The organism is Kitasatospora sp. NPDC003701 (assembly GCF_053587085.1).
In genome coordinates this window covers 1-26,219 of the sequence record NZ_JBSFNM010000032.1, presented here as the reverse complement: position 1 = coordinate 26,219, position 26,219 = coordinate 1, and the positions used below count along the sequence as shown (strand labels likewise).

Genomic DNA, 26,219 nt, shown 5'->3' with positions numbered 1-26,219 from the left:
ATGTCCACGGAAACATCGACCGGGTCGGCCGTCGCGCCGCGCCTGGGCCTGGCACCCTCCGTACGCCTCCTCGCCGTCGAGCCGAACGTCGTCCGGCTGCGCTGGGGCATCTGGAACTTCCAGGAGGTGACCATCGACCTGCGGGCCGAGTCACCGGCCGTCCGGACGGCGATGACCGATTTCCTCCAGGCACTGGCCGAGGGGCGGACGGCGCAGGAGCCCTTCTCCGCGAACACCGACCTCTCCCCCGTCGAACGGGCGAACCTGCGGCTGGTGCTGGACGAACTGCGGCAGGCCGGCTTCCTCGCCTTCGACCGGCCCTCGGAACGCGGCACGGACATGGCGCGGGTCCTGCTGGGGAACCTGGACGTCTACGGCACGGCCGAGGGCGGCGAGGCCAGTGTCGCCTTCGCCGCCGACTCGCCGACCGCGGCCGCCTACGTCTCGGGCCAGGCGAGCGTGCTGGGCACCACGATCGAGTTGCTGCCCGCCGAGTTCCTGCAGGAGCTGCAGAGCGCCGATCTCACCTCCGGCATGGGCGGGCTGACGGCTGCCGACACGCTCAAGCGGCTGACCCTGCTCGTCGAGCGGCACGACTCGCTGGTGATGTGCATCAGCCGGGCCTCGATCCTGACGCTGCGCAACCTCAACCGGCTGGCCTGCCATCTGGAGAAGCCGGTGGTCGTGGGTCTCATCGACGGCCCGTTCGCCACCGTGGTGGGCGCCGAGAGCCCGCGGACCGGCTGTCTGGAGTGTTTCGAGCAGCGGTCCCTGGCGCGGCTGGAGGACCACGTCGGCTACCACGCGTTCGTCGGTGCCGGTGGCCCCACCGGAGCCGGCGGGGCCACCGGGATCGAGGCGATGCTCTGCGCGTTCCTGGTCAACGAGGCCGTCCTACTGCGCTCGTTGGGCACCTCGCGCTTCCTCGGCCGCGCGCTGAGCATCTACCTGCCGACCTACGAGATGCAGGCTCAGGACGTGCTGCGGATCGGCACCTGCCCGGCCTGCGGGCACGTCGCGCGCGACATCGTGCAGGAGATCAACTTCAACAGCCGGGTCATCGTCGACCGCCACGTCCGCAACGCCCTCGGAGCGTCCTGATGAACGGCCCCACGACCCGCGGCTACCCGGGCATGACCACCGCGATGGCCCGGTTCGGCAGGATCGGCGGGAACCAGGGCGGGATCCTGCCCGGCATGCTGGTCTCGGTCGCGGCGGTGGAGGGCGAACCCTACCTGCGCTCGGCGACGGCGGCGATGCCCCAGTACCACCGGCTGGCGATGAACGACCCCCACATGCAGATGCAGTACCACCTGGCGGGCTACGGGGTCACCAACGAGGAGGCGGTGACCCGGCTGACCGGCGAGGCGGTCGAGCGGTACGCGGCGATCATGGCGATGCCGCTGTTCCGGGAGCGCGTCGAGTACGCCTCCTACCGCTCGCTCTCCTCCCGGAACCCTTGCATGCCACTGGAGTTGCTCGGCATCTTCGAGGCCGAGCAACAGCGCCGGATCGCCGGCATGATGCACCAGTACTCCCCCGAGCCGCCGACCGAGGACGACGTCATCGCGTGGATCGCCTGCCCGTCGCTGACCCACCCCGGCCGGGACGTCTACGTGCCGGCCCAGCTGGTGTTCCTGGGCTTCCGCAACAGCGAGCAGCACGGCGACAAGATGTTCACGCCCTCCTTCTCCACCGGTACCGCGGCCCACGTCTCGCTCGACAAGGCCCTGCTCGGCGCGCTGGTCGAAGCCGTCCAGATCGACGCCTTCATCCTCAACTGGTACACCGACGCGAAGGCGCCCGTCCTCGACCTGGACGCCGACGGCCGCGAACTGCTCGCGGCCTCGGGACTGCCGGACGACGGGCCGTACGAGGTCCGGGCGACCTACCTGACCCGTCCCGAACTCCCCCTGCCGAACATGGGCATCACCCTCGTGCGGCGCGACCGCAAGCTGCCCCACATCGCCTTCGGCCTGCAGGCCGACCCCGACCCGCGCTACGCGCTGCTGCGCGGCTCGGCCGAGGCGACCACCATCCTCGGCATCGGCATGTTCAGCACCGTCTTCGACCTGCCGAACGTCCACTTCGCCCAGCACAAGTCCGCCTACACCGACCTCGACACCAACGTCCTGTACTTCGCCGGACCGGGCGACGCCGAACAGAAGCTCGCCGTCGTCGAGAGCCGCACCGACGGGCGCCTCGACTTCACCTCGATACCCTCCTACGCGCCGGACGACGGATCGGCGATCCGCCGGCTCCTGTCCGACCTCGCCCAGGTCAGCGAATGGGCGAGCTACCTCGACATCACCCCGCCCGAACTCGCCGACACGCCCTGGAAGGTGGTCCGGGTCCTCATTCCCGAACTGCTCAGCATGTGCCTCCCGGGCTTCCCGGCGAGCCGGCATCCCCGCATGCGCGCTTACGGGGGTGTGACCAATGTGGTCCCACACCCGCTCCCTTGACGTCCTGCTCCTGGTCACGACCGTCGCCCCGGCCGAACTGGTCAGGGTCGCGACGTCCTTCGGCCCCGGCGGGAGCGGCGACCGGGCGCGGATCGCGCGGAGCGCCGGGCTGGGCGTCCCGGCGGCGTACCTGGCCGTCACCGGCCTGGGCGTCGCCCTCGTCCTGTCCACCGGCGGCGCCCCCGCATACCTGGACCTCCGGGCGGCGGGGCCGCTGTGGCTGCTCGCCGCCGCCTGCGCCGGATGCGCGCTGGTGGGCCTGGAGTTCGTGGTCGGCGCCGCCCCGAGGGTGCTGCGCGGGACGCGAGGCCTCCGCCTCGCTGTCCAGCGCGGCCCCGGGGGCGCCGGCCCCGCGTTCCTGGCCTCCATCGTCGTGACCGCCGTCGCCGAGGAAGTCCTGTACCGCGGGCTGTGGATCGGCACGCTCCACGAGCGGCTCCACGCCCCCGCCTGGCTCGCGATCTGCTGCGCCGCGGTCGGCTACGCGCTCGGACACCTCTTCTTCGGGGGCCTGACCGTCGTCCAGAAGCTGCTCTCCGGAGGCGCGTTCGGGGTGCTGCTCACCGCCTCGGGCAGCCTGGCCGTGCCCCTGGCCGCGCACCTCGCCCAGAACCTCACCGTCTACGCCCTGGCGAGGAAGCAGGCGAGCGCCCCATGACCGTCACCACGTACGCGGTCACCTGCGTCCTCGCCGTCGCCGCCTGGCTCGCCCTGTACCGGCTGCCCTTCGCCGACCCCGCGCGCCGACGACGGGCGTCACTGTGGCTGGCGGACCGGACCGGGCTGCGGCCCGATCCGGCCTTCGCCGTGTTCGCGACGGTGCTCTACCTCGGGCTGGCCACCGCCGTCCTGGCGGTGCTCCTGCCCCTCACCCGCCTCTCGCTCGGCCAGGTCGTCGGCCGGCCGTCGACGGCCGCCCTGGTCGCCCTGCCGCTGGCGGTCCTCGGCACGTCCAGCCTCAACATCCTGTGCGTGTCGCTCCTCTACCGGGCCAGCCCCCGCGTCGACGTACCCGGCGAGATCGCACGCATCCGGTGGATCTCCTCGATCCTGACCCTGCCGCGGCGCTACCGGTGGATCGTCCCCGCGATCGCGGCGCTCTTCGAGGAACTGGTCTTCCGGGGAGCCGTCCTGCTGGGCCTCGGCTCGCTGCACAGCGGCTTCCTGTTCGCCGCGGCGTTCAGCACCCTCCTGTTCGCCGCCGGGCAGGTGGTGCTCGTCTCGACTGCGGTCCAGGCGTACGTGATGGCCACGTCGAGCGTCGCCCTCGGCACGGTCGGCAGCCTGCTGATCGCGGCCACCGGCAGCATCCTGCCCGCGCTGCTCCTGCACATGTCCTTCGCCGGCTTCTACACCACCATGAGCGCTGCTGCCAGGCCGCAGGGCGCGAACCCCCGGAGGCTCAGCCTGTGACGACGAAGCGGTCGAACCCGCTCCCCTCCCCCGGCCCCGCCCGGCCGGACGACGAGGTGGCCCGGGTCGAGCACCTGACCATCGCCTACGGATCGCTGGTCGCCGTCCACGACGTGTCCTTCCAGGTGTCCGCCGGCGAGATCCTCGGACTGGTCGGTCCCAACGGCTCGGGCAAGACCTCCACCGTCGAAACGGTCGCCGGCCTGCGCGGGCCCGTGCGCGGCGGCTCCGTCTCCGTCCTCGGCCTCGACCCGCACCGCGACCGCGACCGGGTCGCCCCGCTGGTCGGCATGCAACTCCAGGATTCGCAGTTCCCCAGCCGCACCCGGGTCGGCGAACTGTGCGACCTCTACGAGGCGATCTACCACGCACCCGGCGCGGCGGCGGCCCTGCTGGACACCTTCGGGCTCGCCGACCGCCGGCGCAGCCTCGTCTCCACCCTGTCCGGCGGGATGCGCCAGCGCCTGGCACTGGCCCTGGCGCAGATCGGCGCGGTCCGGCTGGTCGTCCTGGACGAGCTGACGACCGGGCTCGATCCCGAACAGCGCCGCGCGACCTGGAGTTCGGTCCTGGACCTGGCCGCGCGCGGCGTCGCCGTCCTGCTCACCTCGCACCACATGGACGAGGTGGAGGCGCTGTGCGGCCGGGTCGCGGTGCTGCGCGCCGGCGAACTCCTCGCCCTGGACACCCCGGCACGCCTGACCGCGGCCCACGGCGGCCCGGCCACCTTCTCGATCGACCTCGGCGGGGCGGGTCCGGTCCCCCCGCCGCTCGACCGACTCGACCGGCTCGGGCTGGAGCGGCGGCCCGGAGCGGCCGGGCAGCGCCTGGAGCTCACCGGAAGCTTCCCGGACGACTACAACCGCGTCGTCCGGGTGCTGGCCGACGCCGGGCTGCCGGCGTCGATCGTGAGCCACCGCGCGCCCACCTTCGAGGACGCCTACCTCAGGCTCGTCGACACCGCACCCCGCGAAGGGAGCCGCTGAGGATGAAAACGCTGTCACGCGTCGTTCGGTTCGAAAGCCTGCGCATGGCGAGGAACTTCGCCCCGGTGTTCTTCGCGCTCGCCTTCCCCGTCATGATGCTCTGCATGTTCGGCGGCATCTACGGCAACGAGCCGTCGAGCCAGTTCGACGGCCGGGGCACCGTCGACATGTCCGTGCCCGCCTACCTGGTCCTGGTGGTCTCGGTCACCGGGCTGATGAGCTTTCCGCTGGGGCTGGCCGAGTACCGGGACCGCAAGGTCCTCAAACGCTTCCGCGCCACACCCGTCCGCGCCTCCGCCTTCCTGATCGCCCAGGGGCTGGTCAACATCCTGCTCAGCCTGGCGGGCTCCGTGCTGCTGATCGCGGCCGGCTACCTGTTCTTCGACCTCCACCTGCCGGCCACGGCCTCCGCCGCCCTGGCCACGCTCGGCGCGCTGCTCCTGGCCACCGCCGCGATGTACGCCATCGGCGGCGTCGTCGCGGCGCTCGCGCCGTCGGAACGGGCGGCGACGGCGGTCGCGAACCTCGTCTACTTCCCGATGATCTTCCTGTCCGGAGCGACCGTCCCGCTGCAGATCTTTCCCGCGGCGATGAAGACGATCAGCAACGCCCTGCCGGCGACGTACGCCGTGAACCTGCTGCAGCACACCTGGCTGGACAGCGCCACGAACGTCGCCCTGGACACCGGGGTGCTGGCCGGCGTCGTCGTGCTCGGGGCGGTCGCCGCCGTGCGGCTGTTCCGCTGGGAGTAGCCACGGTGACCGACGACAACGTGCTCGCCACCGCCTACCTGACCGCCGTCGCCCGCGCCGGGGCCACCTCAGCGGGCAGGCTGCGGGACCCGTACGCGGCCCGCTTCGCCGACCGGTGCCCGAGCGAGATCCTCGGCGTCATGCGACACGCCGCCGGACCCTCCGCGGTGGTGGCGCGGACGCTCGCCGTCGACCGCCTGCTGTCCGACCTGCTGGCCCGCGAACGGGCCGAGGTGTGCGTCAACCTCGGCGCGGGCTTCGACGCCCGCCCCTACCGGCTGGCCTGGCCGGCCGGAGCCCGGGTGATCGAGGTCGACCACGCTCCCGTCCTCGACGTCAAGGACGCCCTGCTCCCGGCCGCCGAGGCCCTCGTCCCGGTCGAACGGGTCCGTTGCGACCTGACCGATCCCGCCGCCCTGGAACGGCTTCTGGCACCGCGCACCACCGGGCGACGGGTCGTCATCGTGGCCGAGGGCCTGCTCGTGTACCTCCCGCCGGCCCGCGTCACCGCACTCGCCGGCTGCCTGGCGGACCTCGGCGCGTCCGCCCACTGGATCTGCGACGTCGTGTCCGTCGCCTCCGCCCGCAGCCTCACCGACGCGTCACGAGCGGCCGGGACCCGACTGGACATGTTCGGCCTCACGGACACGGGAGTCCTGGAAGCCGGCGGCTGGCAGTGCGAGCACCTCGAACTCCTCCCCACCGCCCGGCTGGCGCCCCGGGCCGACCGCGCCTCCCGGACCGCCACGAGCGCTCTCCTGCCGGACGGCGTCCTGACACTGCGGGCGTCGACGGCCGCCCGGGGCGGCGGCGCAGGGCGGCGTGCCGCAGCGGCGGCCGAGTGAGAGGGCGGCCCGGAGCCGCCCCCTCGATGTTCCCGCGCGCCCGGCGCCGGGGGCCTACGAGCGGTGCGGGCCCACGAGCTGCCGTGCCGCCCTCCGTCACGTTCCGCGGTCAGGGAGTGCGGACCCAGAACTCGACGGACATGGGCGGAACGGTGATGGTGAGGGTCGGACCCGTCTTGGAGCTGATGAACTGGTTGTTGGTCGCCGGACCGAAGCGGCTGCCCTGGAAGGTCGCCGTGGTCTGGGTGTTGACGGTGTAGGTGAAGGACGTGCTGGGGTTGCGGTTGGTGACGACGAGGACGGCCTTGCCCTGAGGGGTTTTCCAGGCCATGATCCGGTGGTCCCGGAGAGGCTTTCCATCGCTGCCCACGGGCTCGTCCACGCCGTAGCGGACGGAGTCCCAGGGCATGTACTGGAGGAACCCGGCGACGGCGTTCCACATTCTCGGATTGAAGTCCCAGTGGCCGACCGGGATGTTCGGGAAATGCGAGAAGTCGGTGTCGCTCGGCGGGCGCCAGAAGCCGAGGCCGTAGCCGGCCGACTCCGAGTTGGTGGTGGGCTTGAGGGCGTGCAGCCAGAACCAGGTGGGCGAGTTCTGGAAGGTCATCCAGTTCATGATCGACTGAGCGGTGTTGACGCAGCGCCAGTCGGTGATGGCCCCGTTCAGGTACTCGAACTCGTTGTTGAAGACGACCTTGCCTGCGAGCTTCGAGGTGAAGTTGTCGGTGATCTGGACGTCGCTGTTGGAACCGATCTTGTGGAACGTCCAGGCATCGACCAGGCTCAGGGCCGTCGCGTCCGCCCGGATCGCCGTGCCGTAGGGACCGGTGCAGCCGTCCTCGCTGTTCGCGTGGATCATCGCGTTCGGATAGGCGGCCCTGATCTTGGGGGCCACGGCCTTGAACGTCTGGAGGTACTGCGAGGTGCTGTAGACGCAGGTGGAGTAGCCGATGTTCTGGGCCGGCTGCCCCTGGTCCGGCTCGTTCTGCAAGCCCCACATCTTGATCGGGACGCCCCGGGAGGAGAGGTAGTTGAGGTCGGTGACCATGGCGTCGCCGAGGGCGCTCAGATCGGCAGGGGCGAAGGAGGCGAGCGATCCGCCGATCAAGGCGTTGTTGCTCTTCCACCCCGGGGCGGGCGACCAGTACTCCGCCGCGACACCTTCGATGCCCGCCTGCTGGATCATGTCGGCCAGCAAGGCGGTCTGCCCCGTGTAGCGGTCGACGAAGTACTTGCCAGTGGGGTCGACGCCCCGGTGGAACAGCCCGAGGGCGAGGCGGCAGTAGCGGAAGCCGTGGTCGGCCCGGCCGGCCTTGAGCAGCTGTGAGTAGAAGCGGCTGCGCTCGCTGGTGGTGAGGTCGTAGGGGACGCCGCTGACCGTGGTGGGCAGGCCGGCGTTGCCGGAGGCGATGGAGTCGGACTGGATCTCGAAGCCCAGGCCCTTGATGGTCTGCTTGGCGGCCTGGTCGAAGCGGATGGTGTAGCTGCCCGCGGTACCGTCAGCGGCCGGGGCCGGGTCGGCGGCGTGGGCCGGGCCGGCGGTGGCGAGGTTGAGCAGCGGTCCGGCGGCGGTGGCGGCGCCGAGGGCGGCGGCGCCGCGCAGCACGGATCTGCGGCTGACGGGGCGGGGGGCGGAGTCGGTCATGGTGGTGCCTCCGTTGGGTGGGGACATGGAGGAGGTTCGGAAACCGGTTGGCGGCGTCGCTCCCGCCAGGAGCGACGCCGGGCCCGGGGGTTCTTTGACGGGGCGGCGACGAGTCGCCCGCGAACTCCGGCAGAGCCGACAAGGATCCGTGCGAGGGCCGGATTCGGCAGCCGGTGGTCCTGGTGGGTTTCGGGTGGGGGGATACCCGCGCAGAGCAGAGGTGGAGCGCCACGCACCGGCTGATGCCGGAGTCGGCTCCGCGCGAGGAGGGGGACGGCTGCCGCGCCTCGGGGTCACGAGGGCAGCATGGCTGCCTTCCGGCGGGGCGCGGCACGACCGGCCGTGACCGGGAGGCTGTGGGATCGGCCGAGGGCCGCTCCCATGATGCCGCTGGAGTGACAGCAAAGTATCCGATATACCAACATTGGGCCAGGGGTGTGACCACCTCATTTCCCGCGGCCCTGCTGTTCGCCACAGACTGCGCGATCGGTCGCGGTGGAGCCAAGGGCAACACCGAGTCGTTACCACGACATCGCGCCGGGCCGGCACGGAGCAGGCCGGCACAGAACACGGGAGTCCGCCGGCCCCACCTCTGAGAGCTTCCGACAAAGTTCCCCACGAAGGCGCCTGCTCGTGCCTCAGGTCTTGACCGTTCGCCGTAGCTGCCCCGTTAATGCCCTCAGGAGCCTGGTCACCAGGAACTGACCCACGGCGCCGTTCCCTCACCACCACGCTCCTGCCGAGGACATCCGCCCCGGGGGGTGTCCCCGCCGAAACGTCCTGAGGAGCACGCTCGCCACCGGCGCGCACACCGGCATCACCGCACCTGGCGACGTCTCGCTCGCCGTCGCCGCCTGAGCGGCTGTGTCGCACCGCTCACGGTCCCCGATGCCGGCACCGTGTCGGGCGTGACCGGCGACGACCCCGCTCCCCTCCGGACGGCGACCGTTCCCCGGCCCTGCCACGCACAACCGGGCACGGACACCACCGCCGCTCCCCTCCCCGCCACCACCGCAGTCAAGGAGACGATGCCGAATGTTCCGCAACGGTCTGGAACCCTGGCACCTGATCATCGTGCTCGCCGTGCTCGTGTTGCTCTTCGGTTCAAAGAAGCTTCCCGAAGCGGCGCGGGGACTCGGCAAGTCCCTCCGCATCCTCAAGGCCGAGACCAAGGCCATGCACGAGGACACCCCGACCGACGACGCCGACCCGGCCCCGGCGATCCTCCCTCCGCCCGCCGAGGCGGAGCCCTCGACGCAAGGCCCGGCGGTACCGACCGCCTCCCGGCCGAGCACCTCCCGGGACCCGTCCGGGAGCTGACACGACCGAACCACGAAGCCCGGGAGACCCCGGGCGTCCGTCTCCATCGGCTGCTGCCCGCCGGGAACACAGGACCCGGATCACGACGCCGCGCACCGCCCGTCGGCGCGGCCTGCCCGTCCCGATCGCCCCGACGGCTTCGTCACCGGTCGCACCGCCAGCCCGGCCAACCACCCTGGCCGGGCTGTCCTGTTCGCCCGCCCTCGGGTCGTCGCCCCGGCCCCGGGTAACCGAAGCCGCCCTTCCGCGCGCCCGGTGGCCTCCGATCCGATAACGATTCGGCAAAACGGCGGGACCCGCTCGGCAATCGCGCCTCCTTACCTGGCGTCGAAGCCGAACCGGTCGGACGGATCGCTCACGTGCACCGGTCGCGGCCGCGTCGCGACGCCGTCCCTGACTTCCCTTGCAAGGGGCAGCCCGTCTCGCACACCGACGGACCCGACACGAAGCGCCGGTCTTCGGCGATCACTGTCACAGAGGACCCCGATGCCGCACGCCGTAGCCTCCCTCCGCGACTCCCAGCTCTGCGAGCTGCTCCCGACGGCATCCGCCCGACGGGCCGCGGCCGAGGAGTTGATGCGCCGACACGGCCGGGCGGCGCTGGCCTACGCACGGGTGCTGTGCCGCAGCGAGGACGACGCGACCGTGCTCGCGATCACGGCGACGAACCGCACGCTCGACGTGTTCGAGTACGGCGCGCAGCCGGGCGCGGCGTGGATCGGGGCGCTGCTCGACCAAGCCCGGCATCTCGGCGCCACGTGGGCCGCGAGCGGGCGGTCCGATGCCCTGTCACCGTTCTTCGCGCGCTGGCTGGAAGCGCAGCGGGGCGCCGGAGAAAGCCACACCTGCGCCGTCGCCGGGGCCGCGCGGAACAGCCTCCTGCTGCGAACGCTCCGGACGCTTCCCGAGGCCACGGCGGCGCAGATCTGGCGTGCCCTGACGGCGCCCCTGGAGGGGACGGCCGCCCAGGAGGCCGACGGGCGGGCACCGGAGGAGGCGGTGCGCAGGGAGTTCGCCGACGCCTACCTCCGCCACTACGCGGCCGGCACGCCCGAGCGGCACTGCCGGCACCTGGCAGCCCGGCTCGGCGACGAGGCGAGCGGCGGCGTGCCCGTCTCGGCCGAGCTGACCACCCATCTGTCGAGGTGCGACCGCTGCTCGTGGGCGATGGCCGATCTGCGGGCCGTACACGACTGGGAGGCCGACACCCTGCGGGGCGCCATGCTGCTCTGGTACCCCCGTACGAACCGCCACCGACCGGCCGCGGAGCCCGACCGGTCCGCGACCGGTGACGGACCCGCCCCGGAGCGCCCACCCGCCCAGGCGGGCCCCGGGAGTCGGGGGAACCGATCGACGGTGACCGCCGGACGCGCACGGCACCGCAGGACGAAGCCGCTCAACACGCCCACCCGAAGGCGCCGTCGGATGGTGGCCGGGGTGGTCAAGGTGGGGACCGTGGCCCTCCTGCTCAGCCTGACGATGTCCAGGTCACCGGCCGGTCGGATCACGGGCGCGCTCCCCGCCACCGCGCCCACCGACGACGCGGTCCCTCCGTCCCGACCGTCGAGCGGGGAGACGACCGGTCAGGCGCCCGGGCCGACACCCACCACCGGTCGGGTCCCGACCAGCGCGCCGGCGACGGATGCCACGCCCGCGCCACGGTCCGCCTCGCCCCCTGTCCCCGCCCCCACTGTCTCCGCCCCGACCGCCGCACGGTCGCCGACCGCCACGCCGGCACCGACCCGCGCACCGGTACCGACCGGCACACCTTCACCGGCGGTGAAACCGCCACCGCCGACGGCGCTCGCGTCGCCCGTTGCCCGGGTGCTGCGGCGGGGCGACTCCGGTGCGGACGTGGCCAGGCTGCAGCAGCTGTTGTCGAAGGCGGGGTGCCTCCGGAGCGGATCGGCCTTCGCCGAGGGCCGCTTCGACGACGCGACGGGCATGTCCCTGATGGTCTTCCAGCTCCAGGCCGGCCTCCGCGGCGCGGAGCTCGACAGCAACGCGTACGGACCGGCCACCAGGGCGCTCCTCGAAAGCACGGCCACCGGGTCGACGTGCTGACCAGTGCCGGCCGTGCAGAACGCCGTGCGCAGCTCCCCGGGTCGTCCTGTGCCCTCAGCCCGCGTCGTGGTCCTGGTCCTGGTCCGGGGCGTGCTCCGGCGCCCGGTCCGGGGCCTTTCGCAGCTGTCGGCGGGTGACGCCGAGCTTCTTGAGGGTGTGGGCGACATGGTGTTCGACGGTGCGGACGGACAGGAAGAGGGCCTGGGCGATCTCGTGGTTGGTGGCGCCGGCCGCGAGCAGGCCGGCGACCTCGCGTTCGCGCGGGGACAGTTCGTTGCCGTGCCGGCGCTGTGCGGGCTTCTCCGCCCGACCGTGCCGAGGGGCCGGGTGCGCCCGGCCGCTGTCGCGCAGGGCCTGGCGGCAGCGTGAGGCGTCGGCGGTGGCACCGAGGCGGGTGAAGACGTCCAGGGCGGTGCGGATGTTCCGGGCCCCCTCGTCGGCGAGCTCCTCGGCACGCCGTGGACCGTCGTCGGCGAGCCCCGCCGCACTCCGGCCGAGCTGCAGGCTTCCGAGCAGTTCGGTGGTGCGTGCGATGCTGTGGACCCGGCCGGTGCGCTCGTACCGGGCCACGGCCCGTTCGGCATGGGCGAGGGCCGCGTCGGGATCCGTCCCGGCGGCGAGCAGCGCCCGGCAGACCAGCACCTCGGCCGCCGCCCCGGGGGCGTCCAGACCGTCGATACCGCGGGCGGCTTCGTCGGTGAGGTGTTCGGCCTCCTCCCGCAGCCCGCAGGCCAGCGCGGCCTGCACCGCCACCGGAACCAGGCCGTTCGCCGACAGCCAGACTCCCTTGGAGCGCCTGGCGGCCAGGCTCGGTCCGAGCCGTTTCCACGCCCGCTCCCGGTCCCCCTCCAGCAGGTCGAGGTTGGCCAGTTGGGCCGCCACCTCGTGCCCCATCTGCCAGGCGGCGCTCTGCGCACCGTCGTCGTCGAGGGCCGTCAGGAGCGCCCGGGCCCTGGCCCACTGCCCGCGGGCCACGTCGAGCATCGCCCGTACCAGCAGCACCCGCTGGCGCAGGTGGCTGCCGTCGGCCGCCTCCAGCAGGACCGCGTCCACCCGCCGCTCCAGGCCGTGCCAGTTCCCCGACCCGAGGTCGAGGTACAACTGCAGTACGGCGCACGAGTGTTCGGGAATCTGGAAGCCGTCCCGGCGGGCCAGTCGATCGGTCTCGTCGCGCAGCACCCGGGCCTGCGCGGTGTAGCCGTGCAGGAGGCGGAACCACGCCACGTAGTGCAGCGCGCGGACGTACTGGAGGCGGACCGCGCGGTCCGGGCTGTCGTGGGGCAGCGCCTCCAGGAGGTGCCGGCCCTGCGGGTCACCGGCGTACACCAGCAGGGTGGTCTTGGCCGCGCGGACGGTCACGAGCGCCAAGGGGTCCCCGGCGGCGGTGACGACCTGTTCGGCCTGCTCGACCAGCGCCCGGTCCTCCGCCACGGGAGCGTCCGGCCGGTAGCCCTGGCCGAGCGTGGCCCTCGCGATCGCGATCGGTACGGGCCGGCCCTCCAGCTCGACGATCGCCCGCTCCAGCTCGGCCGTGTTCCGTTCGGCGGAGATCCCCGCCAGGTTGCGCCCCAGGCTGGTCCTGATCTCACCGCGCACGGCGGCGGGCAGGGCCGGGTCGGCGAGAATGCGGCTGAGCACCGCCGCGCCGGCCACCGGGTCGGACCGGGAGAAGGCGATCATGCCGAAGTGCCGCGCGCAGTGGAGGCCGTCCTCGGACGCCAGGGTGGGCTCGGCGAGGAGTTGCCGGAAGAGGTCTTCGGCGACGCCGTCGTCACCGACGGCCACCGCGTGGTCGGCGGCCGCCAGGGCCTTCGACAGCCACCCGGGCGTGTCACCGAGCCGGCGGGCGTGGTGGGCGATCTGCACCAGGGCGGGCGCCTCCTGCTCGGAGAGCAGCTCGATGGCGCGCAGGTGCAGCCGCCGGCGTCTCGGGCCCTTGATCAGGTCGTAGACCGCCATCCGTGCGAGGTCATGGCGGAACCCGTACCGCCCGGCCTCCCGCTCGACCAGCACGTCCGCGTCCAGGGCCGCGGTCAGCGCACGCTCCGCCGCCGCCTCCTCCAGCCCGGCGAGTGCCCCGAGCACCTCCTCCTCGGCCGGCAGCGTCAGGACCGCCGCCGCCTCCACCACCGCCACCGCCTCCTCGTCCAGGAGCGCGACCCGGCTGTTCACCGTCTCCCGCAGCGCCCTGGGCACCCCCGCCCCCTCCAGGGCCGACACCGGGCTGTCGCCGCCGTGCCGGAGACGCTCGACGAGCATCTGCAGGTCCTCCTCCACCGCCAGGGGCAGGCCGCCGCTGCGCTCGTAGAGCTGCCGCCCCAGCAGCTTCGCGGCGGCCGGGCCGATCACGGAGGTCGCGAGTTCACGCACCTGTTCCTCGTCGAGCGGGGTGAGGGTGATCTCCGCGCCCCCGATCCCGATCGGACGCCCGTAGGGGGTGCCGAGCACGTTCCGGTCGTCGGGCAGGTCCTGGCGGCGGTAGGTGAGCACCAGCCGCAGTTGTCCCGGCGGGTTCCTGGCCAGCAGCAGGAGGAGTTCGCGGGTCGCCGTGTCGGCCCAGTGCACGTCCTCCACTGCCAGCATCACCGGGCCGCAGGTCCCGAGAAGGTCCTGCACGGCCCGCATCAGCTGGTGGTTCGGCTCGCCCGATCCGTCGCCGTCACCCTCGGGCGGCCGGGCGGCGAGTTCCGGGAGGTAGGGCGCCAGCACCGCGGTGGTGGGGCCGAGGGCGGCGTCCGGCCCCAGGCGCGCGGCCGCCTGCCGCAACGCGTCGATGACCGGCCCGAACGGAAGCGGCTCACGCAGCGGATGGCACCAGCCCTCCAGGACGGGGAGGCCCTCGCCCCTCGCCCACCCGGCGGCCTCGCGGAGCAGCCGGGACTTACCCACCCCCGCCTCGCCCTCCACCAGCACCACCGACGGCCCCAGGCGCAGCGCCTCCGTCACCGAGCGCAGCTCCCGGCGGCGGCCGACGAAGGCGAACCCCTCCCGGCGCCCGGAACCGGCTCCGTTCCTCACGGACTCCGCCACGCCCGACCACCACCGTTTTCCGCACCGAGACGAACGGCTGGGACCTTCCTCTGCAAAGAGATCATTTGTCACGTTACCCCCATGGATTTGAACGAACCAGTGCACCGAACGGACCCCGCGCCCTGCCGTGGCCGCGCCGGCCCGGTTGCGGGCAGCAGAGTGCCCGGGCGGCCGGGAAGGTCCTCATGCGGCGGGGAAGTCGACGTCGTACCCCTGGTCCACCAGCCAGGGCAGCAGTTCGCGCAGTGCCGCGACGGTCTCGGTGCGGTCGCCGCCGCCGTCGTGCATCAGCACCACGCCGCCGGGGCGCAGTTCGCGCTGGACGTTCGCGATGATCGCGGCCACGCCGGGCCTGGTCCAGTCCAGGCTGTCGACCGTCCAGGTCAGCGAGCGCATGCCGGCGTCGGCGGCGACCTGTTCGTTGGCGGGGGTGAAGCCGCCGCCGGGGGCGCGGAACCAGGTGACCCGGGTGCCCGGTCCGCCGGCCCGGACGATCATGTCCTTGGCGGGTCCGATCTCCTCGACCTGCTGCTCGTGGGTGAGCGCGGCGAACGGCTGGAGGTGGTGGACGGTGTGGTCGCACAGCCGGTGGCCGGCGGCCAGGATCCGTTTGACCATCGCCGGGTTCGCGGTGGCCTGTGGGCCGATCTCGCAGAACGTCGCCTTGACGTCGTAGTCCGCGAGGACGTCCAGCACGTCCGCGGTGGCCGGGCCGGGGCCGTCGTCGAAGGTGAGCGCGACCGTCCGGCCGCCGTGCGCGGTGGATCGGACCAGCGGGGCCGGCTCGGCCAGGGAGCCGGACGGCGAGGCGGCCGGGGGTACCGCCTTCGCGGAGCCGGAGGCGGACCCTGAGGGGCGGGGGCTCGGTGCGGCCGAGTTGGCGGGCGCCCCGGGCGCGCTCGGCCCCATGTGCAGGCTGAGCATGCCGCCCTGCGCCGTGCCGCAGCCGGTGACCGCGGCGACGAGCAGGGCCGCGCAGGCGGTCCGCAGGCCGCTGCGCCGGGCACCGGCCGCCGAGGGACGCGACGATCGGGCCCGCCGCGACGGGGCCGGCCTCTCGGCACTGCCGTCGGCGCCATCGCCGACCGGGTCGCCCGAACCGGGACAGGCGCCCGAACCGGCGGCGGCCGCCCGGAGGACGACGGGTTCGGCGGCGGCACTCGGCACCGTCCTGCGCGCGAGGTGGGACATGTGCTCCCCCTGGGAGTCGGACCGGGTGGCGGGACGGCCCGCAGAGCCGGGCAACGTCGTCCGGCACCGCGCCGGTCGAGATCGGATGGGTCGGGTGACATCTCCCGGACGGCATGGCGTGCGTACGAAGAGCCGTCGCAGGCAGCGGAGTTCGCCGGAATGCGTCACGTGGGGAAAGAGTCCGCGACCCCCGACCGCCCCCGCCCTGTCGCGGGCCTGTGACACTGTCGCGACAGCCTCGCCACGAGCGCGCCTCGGCCTGCGACCTGGCCCGACCACCGAGGGGATCCGTGTCCGGGGAGGGCCCGGGGCCGCTCGCGGGGCCCGGTCGCACGCGATGCGCGGGCGCTACCGCCACGGTGGCCCGGCCCCACCCTCCGACCTTGCCGAAGCGGCCGGGCCACCGATCCGGGATCCCGGTTCGGCGGCCCGGCCGCTCAGGACGCGCTCAGGGGCAGACCGGTGGCGTCACACCCGTGTGCGCGGCGTAGACCGTGGAGGCGCCGTCGCTGGTGGCGATGGGCACACTGATCGTGTCCTTGGCCGTCCACGGGGACCCGTTGAGGTCGAAGGTCCAGGTACCGGTGACCTTCCGGGAGATCTTCGAGAGGGTGACCCAGCCGTACTGGCCCGGCGGCACGGTGAACCTGGTCTGGTTGCCGACGCTCTCGGACCCCGTCCACACGTGCTTGTAGGAGACCTTGAGCTTGGCGGTCACCTTGGTGATCAGCGATCCGACCGCACCCGTCTCGAAGCCGACCTCCACTTCGCTGCCCACCTCGTTGGAGAACCCGGTCGTCTTCGTCAGGGTGAACGTGTGATCCAGCGGACCGGACGTGTCGTTGTACCAGACCGCCGACTCGCACGAGGTCGGCAGCGGGGCTGCCGGCCCCTCCTCCTGCATGGTCCAGGAGCAGGAGTCCGGCGCCGCCTGGCACTGCCTGGCCGCGTGGTCGACGGCAAGGTCGAGCGGCTTGATCCCGGGAGTGGGCTGCGCCCAGGTACTGAGGAGGAAGCTCCACTTCTGCTTGGCCGGCCCCCAGCAGTTCCCGACCACGACGCCCGATCCGGCACCGAAGCGCTCGTCCCAGGCGTCGAGGCACCGACCGTTCTCGGCATTCCGGATCGTGTAGCCGCCGGCCGTGGGCTGGAAGTACCACTTCTGCCCGGCCCTCGCACGGCAGCTGGAGGCGAAGAGGTACTCCCAGGTGCCGGCGTCGCTGCTCCACGAGCGGTCGGTTCCGAGGCAGGTGCCGAGCGTCTTGTTGACGATCTCGAACGTCCCGTCACTCCGGTCGATGCTCAGCCGCCAACCGCGGTTCTCCCCGGTGGCCTTGGGCTTGAGGACGACCTGATGCGGACCCTCCGCCTTCGGGTCAAGGGCGAGGGCCATGCCGTTCCCGGAGTGGATCCGCAGGCAGTCGACGCTCTCCTCCGCGGTGTGGCAGGGCGTGCCCGGCAGGTCCACGGCCTGCGCGGGTACCGCCGCGAACGGGGCGAGGGCGAGGAGACCCGCCGTCAGGGCGACGACCGCCAGGCGCAGAACGCGGAGTCTCGTGCCGATCCATAAGGTGGTCAAAGCGCTTCCCTTCTCTGTGACTTCAGCGGGGACGTCCGCCGCCGTCGGACGAGACCCCGGTTCTGTTCGCCGTTCTGTTCGCCCCCGACGCGAGGGCGCCGCTCGGTGCGGGGCTTCGGATGACGGCCCGTCCACGTGGTTGGGGGGACCCATGCCGTCAGCAGCACCCCGCCCGGCCCGCCGGACGAACCGATCCCGATCCGGGAACGGCACGCATCCTGAACGTGGGGACGGATCAACTCATGTTCACCGGGCGGCAGAAGCTCGCCGGAGGCCACCTGCTCGCCGAGGTCGACGGAACGCAGCCGACGGCGGGTGGTAACCCGCAAGGTCGGCCGGTTCCCTTCGGGAAGCGAGCTGGTGAGGCACACCATCGCTGGTGACCGACACCCCTTCGGGCCGGCCACGGCCACCGACCCAGCTCTGACCTTCGGGACAGGCTCGACGGCGGCGACAGGGGCGATGCCCTGTGCGATATGTTGGAATTATGTTGCCTTTTGGTGAGTTTGGCAATCAGTCAATGTCCTGACACCCACCGCACGGTGAACGGGAGGTGGCCGATCCGCGGCCGTCGCCACACCGTTGGCGCCGCCGTCCCCACTGGCGCGGGAGCGCGTTCCGGCCGTCGGGTCCGCCACCGGCGACCGCCCGTCGGGGGCCCGCCGTTCCCGGGGCCGCCCTCGGCATCCCGGCGAGGATCCGGCCGCACAGCGGGGCAGGCCGGGCGGCTCCGGCGCCGTGGTTGGGCGGCGGCGCCGTGGTTGCGCCCTCCGGAGCCGTGATGCGGCTTCCGCCCCGGTTCTCCCTCGGTGAACCAGGGCGCATCGCGGTGGCGCCGCCGCCCGGGCCCGATGGGCGGCGGCGCCGTGCGATCCCGGTCCCCGACCCAAGCCACGGAGGACCCCCTCCGTGCGACCCCGGTCCCCGGCCTACGCCACAACCTCCCCGGCCGCCACCGACCGCGGGCCCGGCGCGGCCCGGAGGTGCTGGGCGGCCTCGGCCGCGGTGTAGGAGGAGGCGAAGGTGAACGCGCGCGGGGAGGGCCCGTGCTCCCGGAGGTCCGCCAGCCGCTCCAGGGCCTCGCCGACGGTCGGGAGGTGGCCGGCGGGGATCCACCAGAGCACCAGGTGCGCCTCGACGTGCCGTTGGAACCAATCGCGCCGCTGCCGCACCACCTCCAGGTGCCCGCTGCGGTAGGTGAAGTCCCAGAGGGCTTCCGGGGACTCCCACACCGACATGTTGACGATGACGTCCTCCCCCGCCGGGCGCAGGCCGGTGGCGTCGGCCGCCCCCTCCTCCGCGAGTCGCCACACGAAGCCGGGCGCGTTGTCGGCGGCGGCGTTGACCGGGTCGAGCAGGTCGACGAACGGTGCGATGCGCGGGTCGTCGAGGGGGTGGCGGAGCGTCGCGACGTTGAGTTGGGCGAGGTGAGCGGCATGCGTGGCGGCGGTCATGGCCTCATCCCAGCACGGTCCCGCTTTCTAAGTCAATGGTTGTTGTTTTTAGAAGCCTCGACCACCACGCAGCACTCCCCGGGCCGGGCGTCCATGCGGGCGCGGACCGGGCCGTCCGTGCCGAGCAGCCCCTCCAGCAGTGCGAGGTTCATCCCGCACACGAGCGGCGGGAAGCGTTCGGCAACGGCATGGAAGGGGCAGTTGCGCATGCGGACGACGGGCGCGGCCGACCCGGCCGGGCCCTCGGCACCCTGGGCACCCTCCAGATGCGGCTCGTAGCCGCGGGCGGCCAGCAGCTCCACGGCTTCCGCGAGGCCGCCGCAGGGCGCCGCCGAACCGCGCAGGGCCTCGCCCCGCCGGCGCGCGGCCGCGCAGAGCCCGGCGTCCAGCCCGGCCTGCTCGGCGGCCTCGGCGAGCAACTCGGCGGCGGTGCGGTAGTCCCGGGCGGGCAGCGACACCGACCACTCGGCCGGCGCCCGCGTGTACACCTTGGCGGGGCGGCCCGCCCCCGGCCCCGAGCGGCCCGTCAGGCGGCGGCTCCCGCTCTCCAGCAGCCCGGCCTCGGCCAGCTTGTCCAGATGGTGCGCGGCGAGCGTGCGCGCCACCCCGGCCGCCTCGGCGGCCTCGTTGCGGCCGACCTCACGCCCCTGGGCCACCACGTACTCGTACAGGCGGCGGCGCACCGGATCCTGCAGCACCGCGATCGCGTCGATGTCGTTCACCTGGCCATTCTATGAACAACACAGATGGGAGATAGAAAGCCGGGAGCCGCCCGGCAGGAGGACCCGAGGTCGAGCCCCCGGCCGGACGGTCCCGTCACCCACCGGCACGATCCTTCGGCCACGGTCGCGCTTCGGCCGTTCCGGGCCTCAGCCCACCGGGATGGCCTTGACGCCCGAGAGCAGCGGGACGAGCTGGTACTGCCCGTCCCCGGGGCCGCAGGAGGGCGTGGTGTCGGGGGTGTTGGAGATGTTCGTTCCGGCCTTGAAGCGCCCGTCCCCGCTCGCGGCGACCGTCGTGAAGTGGTCGCGGCGGCCGTTGAAGTAGTACATGCACTGGTGCAGGTTCAGGTACCGGCCGGCGGCCAGGTCCAGGGGCGTGGCGCTCGACAGCAGCGGGATGAAGTCGTACACGCCGCCCCCGCTGCCACATCTCGGTGCGGTGTCACGGGTGTTGGAGACATTGGTGCCGGCGGTGAACTTGAAGTCCGTGGCCGACACCACCGTGGTGAGGTGGGTCTGGTCGTAGTCGCCGAAGTACACGCACTGGTGCAGGTTCAGGTAGCGCCCGGCGGTCAGGTCGTAGCCCTCGGCGGCCGAGTAGACGTTGTTCTCGTAGGTCCCGTCGCCGCGGCCGCAGGAGGGGCTCGCGTCCGCGGTGCCGGAGACGTTCGTGCCGGCGGTGAAGCGCCCGTCCCTGCTCGGGACCACCGTGGTCAGGAGGTCGAAGCTCGCCGGCAGGAAGGCGGAGAAGACACACTGGTGCAGGTTCAGGTACCGGCTTGCCGGGGGCTGCGCAGCGGTGGCGGGAGCCGGGCCGACCAGGGCGGCGGCGGACAGGACGGCGCCGACGAGCGCGGCAGAACGGGGAAGAAGACGCATCGGGAAGTCTCCGTGATCAGGTGCGGCCGCTCCGGGTGAGCGGCCCGCCAGGCAGGAGGCTTCCCCGAGCGCCCGACACTCCCGGCCGCCGCGCGGGACGTTCACCTGAACGACCGGCGGGCCGGCGCAGTCCGTCCCCCCTCCAGCCGAGGAGCTCTCATGCCGGGCACGGCGAGGTGTTCCCGGTCCGCGCCGCTCCGGCGGGGCGTCTCACCCGCCGCCTCCGCGGGTGCGGTGGCGTCGCGGCGGTGAGCGCGAGGCCGCGACGCTGCCGGGTAGGCCGCTTTCGGTGGACCACTCTTGAACACCCGGTGCCGGCGGGTATTCTGCACATCCAGGCCGGTGGCGAAGGCCCCGCTGCGCGCGAGGGCGCACGGGCCGCGAACCGTCGGCCCCGGGAGCACGGCCACGGCGATGTCGTTCGCCCGGTCGGCGTCGGTGCCCGGCGGCCCCACAGCTCGTCTCGGCCCCCGCCCGCCCCCAGCGCCCCGGTCTGTCGGTCATCAAGCCCGCACTGCTCGGCCCGCCCCGGCCCGAGTGCCTCCTCGAACCGTGTGTGGAGCCCGTACATGTGCGCACCTGACACCTCCCCCGTCCTGCGGCCCGCCGCCTATCTGTGCGGTCACCCGCACAGCCCGATGGCGCTGAACGGGCAGCGCGAAGCACTGACGCGCTTCGCCGCCCACCTGGGACTGCCGGCACCGGTGGTCTACCTCGACCATGCCCACCCGTCCTCCTGGGGCCACCGGGCCCGGCCCCAGTTCGAGGCGCTCGTCCGCGCCGTGATGGAGGGCACCCACCGGCTTCTCCTGATACCGGGGCCCTGGGTCTTCTCCGTCGACGAACAGCGTGTCCGGCTGTCGGTCCGAGTCCTCACCGCGGCCGGATGCGCGCGGATCCTGGTGCTGCCCAGGTCGTTCCCGCCCGTGCGGCCGGGCCCTCCGCCGCCACCCGCCGACGGGCCGCCCGGTCGGATACCGCGCCCGAGACGACCGCTGCCGGAATGACGGGGCGGGGCTCGCCGCTCGTTCCGGAGCGGCGCAGGCGACCGGTGCCGGCGGCGGGGCGAGGAGTCCCCGCTCGGGCAGCCCGGGGCGACGGCGTCGGTGCGGCCGGGGCCAACGTGATCTGCCACCCCTTCGATGACGCCCGACTCCCGCCGATCGGAAGGGAGTTGAACGACGGGTCGGCGCTCCCGGCCGCGGCAGTGCGGCGGCGGCCCCGGCCTCCCCCGATGGCCGTCCGGACAACCCCAACCGCCCTGTGCGGCCGCGCGCACCCGGCCGTTCGGACGGCGCGGTTCCGGGCTCGCCGGTCACGTCCACGGACGGGCGACGGACGGTCCGAGGACGCGTCTCAGCGACACGAACCCGCCTCGGGGCGTGCGAACGACGGGACGTCCACTCCGGGCAGGCTCCCGTCCCGGTACAGGGACAGGATCCGCCGGAGTCGGCGATGGACGCCGGACAGCTGGAAGGTCACACCGCACGCGGCGGCGATCCGGCCGGAACGCTCCAACGCCATGAGTCCATGTGAATCACAGAACGTCACGGCGGCGAGATCGACGGTCACACGTCGCACACCGGCGCCCAGACAGGCACCGACCGCACGGTCCACCAGCGGCGCCGAGTCGAGGTCCAACTCGCCGGCCAGTCTGACCAGGACGGTTTCGGTCGAGGCGACCACTCGGACGTACAGCGGCTCTGAGGTGTTCATGGGCTGGGCCCTCCCGACCGGGCTGGGGCAGCGCGCGCCGTCCCGGACAGGGGTTGGCGGACGCACGAGGCCAAAGGCCGCATGCTGCCAGAATGCCCTAATAGACCCATTTGGGGTAGCCCTGGCGGACGTACCAACTGTGGTCACCGCGGGTGCGCAGCCGGACCCCGGGTGTACCCCGTGGTGAATTCGCGCGAGCCGCCGGCCGGGGCGCTCGAAGTCGGCCCGCGCGGTGCCCGAGCGACCGTGCTCGGGCCCGCCCGCGCCGCAACCGCCCAGCCCGCCACCGGCCCGAGGAGCGCACGGCTCCGGCCGGGCCGGTGGCGTGGAGGGCGGTCCCGGTGACCGGCCGCCCGGCGCAGCAGCGGTTCGGATCAGGGCCGCTGGCAGTACTCGGGGTCGCGCCCCGCGCCGCGGGTGCCGTCCCGGGGCAGGCAGACGTAGCGGCTGTCGGCGCTGTCGTGACTGAGGTAGCGGCCGAAGCAGTCGCTCGTGCCGAGCCTGGTGCAGAACGTGGCGACGGCGTTGCCGTCCGGGAAGGAGCCCCCGAGGTAGATCACCCAGTTCCCGGGCTGGAGGGAGCTCCAGTCATCGCTGTTGAGGATCTTCGCATCGGGGACGTACTGCTGGACGGCGAGGAGTTGCCTGTCGCGTCTGTCGTCCGGGACGGTTCGGGGGAAGGCCCCCAGCTGGGCGATCCACAGACCCGCCGCCGAGGACGTGCCGGCGGGCGGAGCGGCGCCGGGAGCCGCGGTGGCCGCCGGGGGTACGGCGGTGGCCGCCGGGGCCACGGCGGCAGGGGCCACGGCGGCGGGGCTCGCGGGCTTGGAGGCCGCCGGCCTGGGTGCCGCCGTCGTGGGGGCCGCGGTCCTGGCGGTCGCCGATGCCATGACGGTGACGGTGGCGGCGGGGGCGGAGGCCGGGGTACCGGGGGCCTCCGTACCGCCGGTGCCGGCGCTGGAGCTCGCGGCACCCGGAGGTGCGACACCGGGGGCCCCCGCGAGGGCGCCCCGCTGGGCCGAGGCGAGCACCAGGCCGCCTACCAGCACGAGTGCCCCCACCGCGCTCGGCACCCCGATGCGCACCAGGCGGGGCGCCCGCTTCTTGCGCGGCTTCGGCGCCGCGGTGGTGACGGCCGCGACGGTGAGCGGCAGGACGACGGGCCCGTCCGCGTCCACGGCGGCCTCCGGAGGAGAGGCGCCGGCCTCGGCGCGGCCGCCCTCGCGGCCCGGGCGGTACGGCTGCCCGTCGCCGATGGCCGCGAGGGCTCTCGCGACCTCCTCGGCGTTCGGGCGGGTGGCGGGGTCCTTGGCCAGCAGCGCGAGGATCAGCGGACCGAGCGGGCCGGCCCGGTGCAGGTCGGGCAGCGGATCCTCCCGGATGGCGACCAGGGTCTCCCAGAGCGAGTCGCGCCGCATCGGGTTGGCCCCCTCGACGCACATGTACAGCAGGACGCCGAGCGACCACAGGTCACTGGCCGGGCCGACCTCCACGGCTTCCGCGCCGATCCGTTCCGGGGCGAGGTAGTCGGGCGAGCCGATGAGGTCGCCGGTGGCCGTGAGATCGAGCGAGCCCTGGAGTGCGGCGATGCCGAAGTCGGTGAGGACGGCGCTGCCGTCCGGCCGGACCAGGACGTTGGCGGGCTTCACGTCACGGTGCAGAACGCCCGCGGCGTGCGCGGCGCGCAGGGCGCCCAGGATGTCGAGGCCGACGGAGGCGGCGTGGGCCGGCGCCAGGATGCCCTCCCGCAGCAGAACGTCGAGCGGGACACTGTCGACGAACTCCATGACCAGCCACGGGTACGGGAGATCGTCCACGATCTCGTGGATCGTCACCGCGTTGGGGTGGTTGAGCCTGGCGAGGGCCTTGGCCTCCCGGATGGCCCGCTCGCGCATGTGGGCGGACCGCGCGGCGTCCTCACGCTGCACCGGCCGCATCTCCTTGAGCGCGATGTCCCGCTCCAGAACGGAGTCGCGAGCCCGCCACACCGTTCCCATCGCCCCGGAGCCCAGCCGCTGTCTCAGCTCGAAACGGCCGGCGACGACCTCGCCGACCGCCCGGCCGGGTTCCCCGATCATGCGTCTTCCTCTCGAGTCAGCGGGTGGGCGGCCGTCGATGACAAGCCGAGGTCGGTACGGGGCGTCAGCCTGCACGGGAGGCAGCAGGGCATGGGGGGTCCTCCTTGAATGGCCGCGGTTGCTCCGGCCCGGGTTCGTCGGGCCGTCAACTCGCCTCTTGCGGGCGAGCGTGACCATGTGGAGAGGGAGTGTCGAACGGTACGCGGACCCCGGCCCGTTATCGAACGGTTACGGCGACATTCGGGCACGGAACAGGCGGACCACCGCCAATAACGGTCGTGCAACGGGACGGGACACCGGGGACCGCCGGCGCTTCCTCCTGGTGTGGACCAGCCCCCACCGGACCCGGGATGCACCCCGTCGACCCTGCCCTCGTCCGGAGCGTGGCGACCGCGGCGACAGGGTGGACAAAAGGGGCCGGGCGGGGCCATAATCGCGGCCCCACCCGGCATTTCGAGAACCACCGAGAACTACCGGGAGCAGTACCGGTCAGAGCCGCGGCACGTCATGCCGGCGCCGGTGCCACCCGGACGAATGCACCGCCGGCAGCGGTACTGCCGGCCTGGCCGGAGAAGCTCGTCACCGTTCTTCACCTCCGATCTTCGCGCAGAGGGGGGAGTCGTTCTTTGAATTTCCGGGAGCACAGTACGACCGTTGTCGGGAGTCCGCGCAGAACCGGGCCGATCGCCATTGTCGAGAATCGACCGCTCCGGTGACCGCCGTGACCATGCGGTGGAGGCACGCCGTGGCGAAACGGTGCTTTCCCCTCCACCACGGCAGGGGCTCTCCTGTCGCACTTCGGATTCCGCCCTACGAGGTTCCGACGCCGTGGTCGGCCCGGCGGAACTCCTCGGCCACCCGCCCGCAGCCGGGGCACTCCCCCAGGTGTCGGGCCAGCTCGCGTCCCCGCCGCCGGTCCGGCCGGAGTGTGGCGCCGGTCAGCAGCGAGGTGAAGTAGTGGCACTCCGGACCGGGGCCCTCGTCCACGCTCGCGCGCAGGTACGCCTCGCGCAGCCCGGCGCGGGCGCGGGCCGCGAGGGAACGCACCCCGCTCGGTGTCATGCTCATCCGCTCGGCGACGGCGGCGGCCGGCTCGCCCTCGACGACGAAGAACCACAGCAGCACCTGCCACCGTTCGGGGAGGGCGCGGTAGGCCCTGGCGACCAGCGCCGTCTCCTCGGCCGCGAGGAGCGCGCCATCGGTCTCCGCCTCGTCGGCCAGGCGCTCGGCCCACGTGGTGAAGTCCTCCGGAAGCTGGATCCGGTCCGTGGTCTCGGCACTCCACCTCATCGCGGTCCGACGGACGCAGGCCATCAGGTACGGCCGCCAGGCGTGCCGCGGGCCGCAGCCGCGGGCGACCGACAGGTACGTGCTGGCGTAGGCCTCGGCGGCGAGGTCCTGCGCGGTCTGGGAGTCGCGGCAGTAGCGGCGGGCGTAGGCGAGCACAGCGCCGTGATGCCGTCTGAACATCTCGGCCATCACCTCCTGGACATGGAGTTCGCCGACCGCGTTCGAAGTGGAAAGCGCCGCCGATATCTCGGCGTCGGTCAGCGCGCTCAAACCTGATTCGCGGGCGCTGGAATGAAGGGTCACGTCGTTCCTCTTCAGCTCTGGCCTTCTCACGACGGGGAGATCGTGGGGCCTGACCGGAATGACGGCCACCCACAGGCCGGGATGGAGAGCTGCCTGTGCGGAGCCGTCGACGGCGGCTTGTCGCGGGCCGTCGGGATGATGCGACAGAGGGAGGGCCACAGCACACCAGTCCCACGGGTTTCAGGGCAACAATCTTCGGAGCGGTCGCGCGCCGGTGATTCCGGATCCGAATGGTGAGGAATCTGTGCACAGAACCGTACGGCGGCGAACCGGCGGTGCCGCACGCGCTCCGGGGGAAGGCCGCCGCGCCCCCGACGCCGTGGCGAAACCTCACGGAATTCGACGGCGCCGGAGCAACGGGAATGTCCATACGGCATTCGCATGGCCGAACGCCTGCGGTGCGCCGAGTCCACCGTGCACGCCACCCGCTCCCGGATCATCCGCGCACTCGGCGCCCGCAGCATCGACCACGCCATCCAGATCCACA

At 73.1% G+C, this 26,219-nt stretch carries 20 protein-coding genes; 10 read left to right on the top strand and 10 right to left on the bottom strand.

Features of this window, described 5'->3' with window-relative positions; all coding sequences use genetic code 11:
- Genes ACWDRR_RS26390 through ACWDRR_RS26360 form a run of 7 tightly spaced genes read left to right on the top strand, consistent with a single transcriptional unit; the run spans position 1 to position 6,461 of the window.
- On the top strand, positions 1–1,101 hold the full coding sequence (locus ACWDRR_RS26390) for a hypothetical protein (protein WP_449774712.1): 1,101 nt from the start codon (positions 1–3) through the stop codon (positions 1,099–1,101).
- Positions 1,101–2,465, top strand: a complete 1,365-nt coding sequence (locus ACWDRR_RS26385; protein WP_449774711.1) for a YcaO-like family protein — start codon at positions 1,101–1,103, stop codon at positions 2,463–2,465. The genes ACWDRR_RS26390 and ACWDRR_RS26385 overlap by 1 nt, the downstream gene beginning before the upstream one ends.
- On the top strand, positions 2,440–3,123 hold the full coding sequence (locus ACWDRR_RS26380) for a CPBP family intramembrane glutamic endopeptidase (RefSeq protein WP_449774710.1): 684 nt from the start codon (positions 2,440–2,442) through the stop codon (positions 3,121–3,123). Before ACWDRR_RS26385 ends, ACWDRR_RS26380 begins: the two co-directional genes overlap by 26 nt.
- A complete protein-coding gene (locus ACWDRR_RS26375) occupies positions 3,120–3,878 on the top strand; it encodes a CPBP family glutamic-type intramembrane protease (protein WP_449774709.1) in 759 nt (252 codons plus the stop codon). The genes ACWDRR_RS26380 and ACWDRR_RS26375 overlap by 4 nt, the downstream gene beginning before the upstream one ends.
- Positions 3,875–4,864 carry an ABC transporter ATP-binding protein gene (locus ACWDRR_RS26370; RefSeq protein WP_449774708.1) on the top strand — a complete coding sequence of 330 codons (990 nt, stop codon included), beginning with the start codon at positions 3,875–3,877 and terminating at the stop codon, positions 4,862–4,864. The genes ACWDRR_RS26375 and ACWDRR_RS26370 overlap by 4 nt, the downstream gene beginning before the upstream one ends.
- A 2-nt stretch (positions 4,865–4,866) precedes the next feature.
- On the top strand, positions 4,867–5,616 hold the full coding sequence (locus tag ACWDRR_RS26365) for an ABC transporter permease (protein ID WP_449774707.1): 750 nt from the start codon (positions 4,867–4,869) through the stop codon (positions 5,614–5,616).
- A gap of 5 nt (positions 5,617–5,621) precedes the next feature.
- Positions 5,622–6,461 (top strand): class I SAM-dependent methyltransferase, encoded by an 840-nt coding sequence (locus ACWDRR_RS26360; protein ID WP_449774706.1) that lies wholly within the window; start codon positions 5,622–5,624, stop codon positions 6,459–6,461.
- Positions 6,462–6,570: 109 nt separating this feature from the next.
- Here ACWDRR_RS26360 and ACWDRR_RS26355 read toward each other — a convergent pair whose 3' ends face one another.
- Entirely contained in the window at positions 6,571–8,106 is a 1,536-nt protein-coding gene (locus ACWDRR_RS26355; protein ID WP_449774705.1) for a glycoside hydrolase family 30 beta sandwich domain-containing protein, read from the bottom strand.
- Positions 8,107–9,141: 1,035 nt separating this feature from the next.
- Between ACWDRR_RS26355 and tatA the strand changes: the two genes are divergently transcribed.
- Together tatA and ACWDRR_RS26345 are read left to right on the top strand one after the other, a co-directional pair.
- Positions 9,142–9,426, top strand: coding sequence for a Sec-independent protein translocase subunit TatA (gene tatA / locus ACWDRR_RS26350; protein WP_449774704.1), 285 nt, complete (start codon positions 9,142–9,144; stop codon positions 9,424–9,426).
- A 486-nt stretch (positions 9,427–9,912) separates the two neighbouring features.
- A complete protein-coding gene (locus ACWDRR_RS26345) occupies positions 9,913–11,490 on the top strand; it encodes a hypothetical protein (protein ID WP_449774703.1) in 1,578 nt (525 codons plus the stop codon).
- A gap of 54 nt (positions 11,491–11,544) precedes the next feature.
- On the opposite strand, the gene ACWDRR_RS26340 is transcribed toward ACWDRR_RS26345, so the two are convergent.
- The 6 genes from ACWDRR_RS26340 to ACWDRR_RS26315 form a co-directional block, all read right to left on the bottom strand.
- Positions 11,545–14,520, bottom strand: a complete 2,976-nt coding sequence (locus ACWDRR_RS26340) for a helix-turn-helix transcriptional regulator (protein WP_449774702.1) — start codon at positions 14,518–14,520, stop codon at positions 11,545–11,547.
- 183 nt (positions 14,521–14,703) lie between these two features.
- Entirely contained in the window at positions 14,704–15,711 is a 1,008-nt protein-coding gene (locus ACWDRR_RS26335) for a polysaccharide deacetylase family protein (protein WP_449774701.1), read from the bottom strand.
- A 448-nt stretch (positions 15,712–16,159) separates the two neighbouring features.
- Positions 16,160–17,290: an RICIN domain-containing protein gene (locus ACWDRR_RS26330; RefSeq protein WP_449774700.1), complete on the bottom strand. Its 1,131-nt coding sequence runs from the start codon at positions 17,288–17,290 to the stop codon at positions 16,160–16,162.
- Between the two features lie 929 nt (positions 17,291–18,219).
- Entirely contained in the window at positions 18,220–18,744 is a 525-nt protein-coding gene (locus ACWDRR_RS26325) for a DUF3291 domain-containing protein (protein ID WP_449774699.1), read from the bottom strand.
- Between the two features lie 32 nt (positions 18,745–18,776).
- Complete coding sequence (locus ACWDRR_RS26320) at positions 18,777–19,466, bottom strand: helix-turn-helix transcriptional regulator (protein WP_449774698.1); 690 nt, start codon at positions 19,464–19,466, stop codon at positions 18,777–18,779.
- A 147-nt stretch (positions 19,467–19,613) separates the two neighbouring features.
- Positions 19,614–20,345, bottom strand: a complete 732-nt coding sequence (locus ACWDRR_RS26315; protein WP_449774697.1) for a hypothetical protein — start codon at positions 20,343–20,345, stop codon at positions 19,614–19,616.
- A gap of 569 nt (positions 20,346–20,914) precedes the next feature.
- Between ACWDRR_RS26315 and ACWDRR_RS26310 the strand changes: the two genes are divergently transcribed.
- Positions 20,915–21,352 carry a hypothetical protein gene (locus ACWDRR_RS26310; protein ID WP_449774696.1) on the top strand — a complete coding sequence of 146 codons (438 nt, stop codon included), beginning with the start codon at positions 20,915–20,917 and terminating at the stop codon, positions 21,350–21,352.
- Between the two features lie 349 nt (positions 21,353–21,701).
- On the opposite strand, the gene ACWDRR_RS26305 is transcribed toward ACWDRR_RS26310, so the two are convergent.
- The 3 genes from ACWDRR_RS26305 to ACWDRR_RS26295 form a co-directional block, all read right to left on the bottom strand.
- Positions 21,702–22,061 (bottom strand): STAS domain-containing protein, encoded by a 360-nt coding sequence (locus tag ACWDRR_RS26305; protein WP_449774695.1) that lies wholly within the window; start codon positions 22,059–22,061, stop codon positions 21,702–21,704.
- A 374-nt stretch (positions 22,062–22,435) separates the two neighbouring features.
- A complete protein-coding gene (locus ACWDRR_RS26300; protein WP_449774694.1) occupies positions 22,436–24,139 on the bottom strand; it encodes a protein kinase domain-containing protein in 1,704 nt (567 codons plus the stop codon).
- An 810-nt stretch (positions 24,140–24,949) separates the two neighbouring features.
- The gene (locus ACWDRR_RS26295; protein WP_449774693.1) at positions 24,950–25,699 is read right to left on the bottom strand and encodes an RNA polymerase sigma factor; all 750 of its coding nucleotides are present in this window, start codon (positions 25,697–25,699) and stop codon (positions 24,950–24,952) included.
- Positions 25,700–26,219: the final 520 nt, after the last annotated feature.